Annotated in this window: 6 protein-coding genes; 3 read left to right on the top strand and 3 right to left on the bottom strand. The window is 62.7% G+C overall.

What is annotated here, in order from left to right:
- Positions 1-978: a universal stress protein gene (locus tag D0550_RS32145; protein ID WP_116813278.1), complete on the top strand. Its 978-nt coding sequence runs from the start codon at positions 1-3 to the stop codon at positions 976-978.
- Positions 979-987: 9 nt separating this feature from the next.
- Here the strand turns inward: D0550_RS32145 and D0550_RS32150 are convergent, their stop codons facing one another.
- Positions 988-2,499, bottom strand: coding sequence for a bifunctional aminoglycoside phosphotransferase/ATP-binding protein (locus D0550_RS32150; RefSeq protein WP_161966190.1), 1,512 nt, complete (start codon positions 2,497-2,499; stop codon positions 988-990).
- Positions 2,500-2,712: 213 nt separating this feature from the next.
- Here D0550_RS32150 and D0550_RS32155 point away from each other — a divergent pair, with 213 nt between their 5' ends.
- Both D0550_RS32155 and D0550_RS32160 read left to right on the top strand, forming a co-directional pair.
- Positions 2,713-3,144: an Hsp20/alpha crystallin family protein gene (locus D0550_RS32155; protein ID WP_116813280.1), complete on the top strand. Its 432-nt coding sequence runs from the start codon at positions 2,713-2,715 to the stop codon at positions 3,142-3,144.
- Positions 3,145-3,199: 55 nt separating this feature from the next.
- Complete coding sequence (locus tag D0550_RS32160; RefSeq protein ID WP_116813281.1) at positions 3,200-3,505, top strand: DUF2934 domain-containing protein; 306 nt, start codon at positions 3,200-3,202, stop codon at positions 3,503-3,505.
- A 10-nt stretch (positions 3,506-3,515) separates the two neighbouring features.
- Here the strand turns inward: D0550_RS32160 and D0550_RS32165 are convergent, their stop codons facing one another.
- Positions 3,516-4,487, bottom strand: a complete 972-nt coding sequence (locus tag D0550_RS32165) for a zinc-dependent alcohol dehydrogenase family protein (protein ID WP_116813282.1) — start codon at positions 4,485-4,487, stop codon at positions 3,516-3,518.
- Positions 4,488-4,607: 120 nt separating this feature from the next.
- Positions 4,608-6,166 (bottom strand): ATP-binding response regulator (locus D0550_RS32170; RefSeq protein ID WP_206606674.1); only part of this gene is annotated, 1,559 nt, incomplete at its 5' end.

The following is a 6,166-nucleotide window of genomic DNA, read 5'->3' on the forward strand; positions in this document are numbered from 1 at the left end:
ATGAGTAAGCGACCCTGGAAGACCTTGATGGTGGTCATCGCCGATCCATTCGCGGACGATCAGCCCGCGCTGGCAAAGGCGGTGACGTTGTCGTTACGTAGCGGTGCGCGCCTGGTGCTGTTCAACTGCTTCATGCTGCCGCAGCCGGTGAACGACGTGCCGATGGGGTCGCGGTCGCAGATCATTGCATCGGCGCTGCGTCAGCGGCGCGAGCGGATGGAAGCGCTGGTCGACCTCACGCGGGTTCGCGACGCGAAATGTATCGCGGCGTGGGATTATCCCGCGCATGAAGCGATTGTCAGGCAGGTCTCGAAGACCAAGCCCGATCTGTTGATCACCGCCAGCCACCGCCATGGCCGGCTGGCGCGCTGGCTGCTGGCCAACACCGATTGGGAATTGATTCGTCAGTGCCCGTGCCCGGTGTGGTTCGTGCGATCGCCGGAGATTGCTCCGCAGCTGCGCATCCTCGTGGCAGTCGATCCCTTTCATGCGCACGACAAACCGGCCACTCTAGATGAACGACTGGTGCACGCCGCCAGCGTCGTTGCGCAACAGTTCGGTGGACGCGTGAGTCTGGCGCACGCCTGCCAGATTCCGGACAGTGCTCGTCCGGTTCGGTCGCTGATGCTTGCTCGCGCCAGGCAGGCCGTGCAGGACCTGGCGACACGGCACGGAGTCGACACTGAGGCCTGCGAGGTGAAGGCGGGCAAGGCGGAAGACATCATTCCTGCCATCGAACGTCGCGAAGGCGCGGATCTGCTGGTCATGGGGGCCGTCTCTCGCAGCATCGATACGCATGCAGTCATCGGCAACACCGCGGAACGGGTCATCGATCGTGTGGGCTGCGATCTGCTGGTGATCAAACCGATGATGCCGAAGATGCAAGCGGTTTCGCCGAGCCCGCGCTGGCTCGCAACCGCGCGCGAGCTACCCGGCAGCCGAAGCAAGCGTGCGCCCAGCGCACTACGCATGCAATGAGATCGCCAGTCAGCCTAGAGCTCGCACCGCACTGACCACGTTTCCGACCGCGTCGGTGGCGCGAGTATCGATTTCGATGATGGTGGTGGAGCCCGCTGCGAGCGGCTCAAAATGATTCAACTGCGCCTTGACGACGGTCTGATCGGCTTCGGAAGCGTCGTCGCCGCGTTTGGCCCGATCCGCGACCCGATTCAGTAGCGTTGCCGGATCAGCCCGACACGAAATGAATGCGCAGGTGACCTCCATGCGCTGCGCGAGCGACGTAAACAACTCTCGATCGGCGGCATCGAGAAACGATGCGTCGACGATCACGTTGAAGCCCGCTTGCAGGCAGCTCTCCGCGCACTCCAAGAGCCTGGCATAAACGCGCTGGCTCATCTCCGGCGCATAATTGCCCTGTTGAAAGCCGGTGGTTGCAGTCGAAGGGCCGAGCAGGCGCTTTCGCTCCAGGTCAGATCGGATGCGTAGCGCATGCAACGGAGCCACCAACTGTTCGCTCAGCCACGACTTGCCCGAACCGGACATGCCGTGCATCAGCAGCAGGGCGGGGCGGGGACGCCTGGTCAATTCGAGCGCGGTCCGCACCCGGCGCAGCATCCGCCTGGTGTATTGCTCCACCAGATGAGCGGACTGTTTGGCAGCGATCGCATCGACCTTGGCCCGCACCAGCGCGCGGTACACCGCATAGAACGGCAGCAGCCGGGTGCCCTCATAGTCGCCAGTGATCTCCAGATAGCGGCTCAACAGCGCGGCGGCGAGATCCTCGCGCTGATAACTGAGCAGATCCATGACAAGGAACGCAAGGTCGTTCATGACATCGATACAGCGCAGCTGTGCATCGAAGTCGATACAGTCGAAGGGCACCAGCCGGCCGTCGAAGCGGACGATGTTCGCTGCATGCAGATCGCCGTGACAGTCGCGGATCCGATGTCCGCGCGCTCGTTCCTCAAAAGCCGCTTCCTTGCGATCGATCTCGGTGCGCGTCCAGCGCCATAGTCGTCGCAGCTCGGGGATGTGCTGGTGGCGTTCGGTGTACTCCAGCAGTTGTTCCAGATTGCCGAGCACCGTGTCGTACATGCGCTGCGTGACTGCCGGAGCATCCGAGCCCGAGCACTCGGGAGTCTGCATGTGAAAGTCAGCGAGCGTTTCGCCCAGGCGCAGGATCTCCGGCAACGATACATCGCCACGCTCGAGCAAGGCCGGCAGCTCTGCATCCGGAGCGAACTGTTTCAAACAAACAGCGTATTCGATGGCCGGGCCCGTGCCCTCGATGCGAGCCTGGCCAGCCTGGTGCGTAATCGGCACGACTTCCAGGTACAGCTCCGGCGCCAGGCGTCGATTCAGGCGCAGCTCCTCGTTGCAGTAGTGCCGCCGGCGCTCCAGCGTGGAGGTGTCGATGAAGTCGAGCTTGACGGGTTTCTTGATCTTGTAGGCCCGTGGGCCGGTCAGAATGACCCAGGAGATGTGCGTTTCCACCAGGCGCAGCTCGTCGACGGCATGCGGAAATGCTGACGGAGCCATGAGCTCCTCGATGCGCAATGGCTTCATGGCGCAAGTGTCGCAATGTCTGCGGCAGTTTCTCATTCGGGAATCTGCTGAGACCCTGCGGTTAAATCGCGTGCAGGATTTCGCAGCCATCCCGTAGCCGTTACGGCGTTCCCCGAATGGTGAGTCCGAGGGCGCGGGTCAAACATTCGCAGCGATCGTCGACCCCACTTTCATCGGAGCTGCGACATGAACATCACCCGTTGGGAACCGTTCCGCGAAGTCGAAGATATGTTCCGGCTGCCCTTCCTATCGCGCGCTCTGCGCCGCTTCGAAGGCGAGGAGAGCCAATGGCGGCCGATCGCCGACATCAGCGAGACCGACACCGAATACCTCATCAAGGCGGAACTGCCCGAAGTGCGCAAGGATGACGTCAAAGTCACTTTCGAGCACGGCATGCTGACCATCTCCGGCGAGCGCCGTCAGGAAAAGCAGCAGAAGGAGCACAACGAGATCCGCATCGAGAGTTTCTACGGCTCGTTCTCCCGCAGCTTCTCGCTGCCGGACAACGTCGACGCCAAGGGCATTCGCGCCGAATCCAAGGACGGCGTGCTGAAAGTTCACATCCCGAAGACCAAGCCGAGCAAGCCCGAGCAGCCGATCGCCATCCAAGTGACCTGATTTCGTGCGCTTCGGCAGGCGAGTCTCGCCTGCCGAAGCGAGCCATAGGAGACCCATGAAAACACCGATGAAAACACCACCGAGAAAACCACGCGTGGCGCAGCGCCCGGATCCGACCTCACAGGTCAAGCGTCGACGCGAGCCCAAACTGGCGCACGACGACTTCGTGCGCATGGCCAAGATCGAGGCAGAGCATCGGGCCCACGAACGGCACGACATGGTCGCGATTGCGGCTTACTTTCGCGCGCAGAAGCGTGGCTTCGAGCCGGGACACGAGCTGGAGGACTGGATTGCCGCCGAGGATGAAGTCGTGCACCACCAGCAGGTGATCTTGATGACATCAGGTGCCGATACGCCGTGACTTGCGGCAGTCAAGGGATCAGGACGGCGGCACCACTGAGCGCGCCGTGACGCAATCGTTCCAATGCCTCGTTGGCTTGGGACAGCGGTAGCGTGGTTATGCTGGACTGAATGCCAATCTGGCCCGCCAGGGCCAGAAATTCGCTGCCATCGCGGCGAGTCAGATTGGCGACCGAGCGAACCGAGCGCTCGCCCCACAGCAATGAGTAGGGCAGCGATGGAATATCGCTCATGTGTATGCCACCGCAGATCACGCGGCCGCCCTTGCGCACGGCACGCAGCGCCAGCGGCACCAGTTCGCCAGCCGGTGCAAAGATAATGGCGGCGTCGAGGAGTGCAGGTGGACGATCGTCGCTGCTGCCAGCCCAGTGGGCGCCGAGGCTCATCGCGAACTTCTGCGCAGTGACATCGCCTGCGCGTGTGAAGGCATAAACCTCTTGTCCCTTGTGAGTAGCCACCTGGGTTACCAGATGCGCGGCCGCGCCGAAGCCGTAGATGCCCAAGCGCTGCGCGCCGTCAGCCATTCGCCATGAGCGGTAGCCGATCAATCCTGCACACAGCAGCGGTGCGGCGTGTGCATCGTCAATGGTTGCAGGCAGCTCGAAGCAATAGCGTGCGTCGGCCACCACGTGTTCGGCGTAACCCCCGTCGAGCTGATATCCGGTAAACGCGGCCCGGTCGCACAGATTCTCCTGGCCGCTCAAACAGAACTCGCATTTGCCGCAGGTGTAACCAAGCCACGGCACACCCAGTCTCGTGCCCGGCCGGTGGTTCGCTCCTGCGCCGCAGCTGACCACGGTGCCGACAATCTCATGCCCGGGCACGATGGGCAGCTTCGGGTCTGGCAGCTCACCGTCGATCAAATGCAAGTCGGTCCGGCACACGCCGCAGGCGCTGACTTTGAGCAATACCTGGCCCGGGCCGGGCGCGGGCATCGGCCTTTGCTCCAGCGCCAGGCTGGCTCCCGGACGATGCAGTCGCATGCACAAGGAATGTTCAGTCGGCATGGTCGCAGTCTCAATCCCCAGTGCAGTTGTCATTCAGCAGATGCCACCGGACGCGAGGTGCCGATCGCAGGCTCGGGCCGGCCAGGTGCCCGCGGCTTACGCGCCACTCTCGCGCCCAGTGGCAAATGAGTCACGCCGCGCATTCAGCAGCTCATTCATCAACGTGAGCAATTCCTCTGCGTCGATGGGCTTGCTCGCCAGGCGCAGTTGTCGATCGCGAGGCAGCTTGCGCATGGCGCTGGAGGTGTCGCCAGTCACCAGGATGGCGGGAATGTTTCGAGCCAGCAGGTGGCGAATCCCAGTGATCACATTCAATCCGGTCTGATCTTCCTTGAGGTGATAGTCGCTGACCAGCAGCGCGATATCGGGATGCTCACAACTGCGCTGTAGGGCCTCTTCGCGGCTCATGGCTGGGATGACCTGGTAGCCTTCCAGCTCCAACAGTAGCCGGGTTGCCTGCAGCACACTCGGCTCGTCTTCGGTGACCAGGATCTTGCCGCTCGGTGCGTGACGGGCGAGATGAGTGGCAGTGACTGAAGAATCGCCGGCGTAGTCCGGCCTGGCCGATTCGATGCGCGGCAGCCCCAATGTGAAGCTCGAGCCCTGGCCCACTTGCGATTGCACCTGAATGCGCAGGCCCAGCAGCCTGGCGATTCGCTGCACGATCGCCAGGCCCAGTCCATAGCCTTCCCGCGCGGCGTTGCTGGCGACGCCAATCTGATAGAACTCATCGAAGATATAAGCCAGCTGGTCTTCGGCAATGCCTTCGCCGGTATCGCGCACTTCGACGCACACTCCGGTGGTCGTCGGCATTGCCCGGAGTGCGACGGTGCCGGTGCTCGTGTACTTGATGGCATTGGAAATCAGATTGCGCAACAACTGTTCGAGCAGCGACTGATCCGTGCGCGTACAAACATCCGCGGGCTCGACGATGAGCGTGAGTCCTTTGTCACGCGCCGCCGGCGAGAATTCGGTGCTCAGCAACTCGAACAATGGATGTAGAGGGAATTCCGAGGACTGCGGCTTCACCGCGCCGGACTCGAGCTTGCTGATGTCGAGCAGCGCGCTCAGCAGCCGCTTCATCGCATCGATGGCACGACCTTGTTGAGCGAGCGCTTCGCGGCCACTGGCAGGCATGTCGACGCGACACAGCGTGCCGTGCAGCATCGAGAGCGCTTGCAGGGGTTGACGCAAATCGTGGCTCGCCGTGGCCAGAAAACGACTCTTGCTGAGATTGGCGCGATCGGCCTCTTCACGAGCCTCGATGAGCTCCTGCTCCACGCGTTTGCGATCGGTGACATTGCGGATCGCGGCTGCCGCCCAGCCATCTCGCAGCGGACTCAAGCTGATCTCCAGCGGAAACTCACTGCCATCCGAACGACGGCCCAGCAGATCGAGGCCGGCGCCCATCGGGCGCGCGCGCGGATCCTCCGCAAAATGACGACGATGATGCGCGTGGCGCGCCTGCAATCGCTCCGGTAGCAGCACGTCGACACTGCGTCTGACAATGGCCTCGCGCCGATAGCCGAACAGATCGGACACCCGCTGATTGGCGTAAAGAATTTCCCCCGACGCGTCGACGATCAACATGGCGTCGGGCGCGAGCTCGACCAGCTCGGCGAGCAACTGCTGGTCAATCGTCATCGGCTTGTCCT

Source organism: Steroidobacter cummioxidans (genome assembly GCF_003104955.1).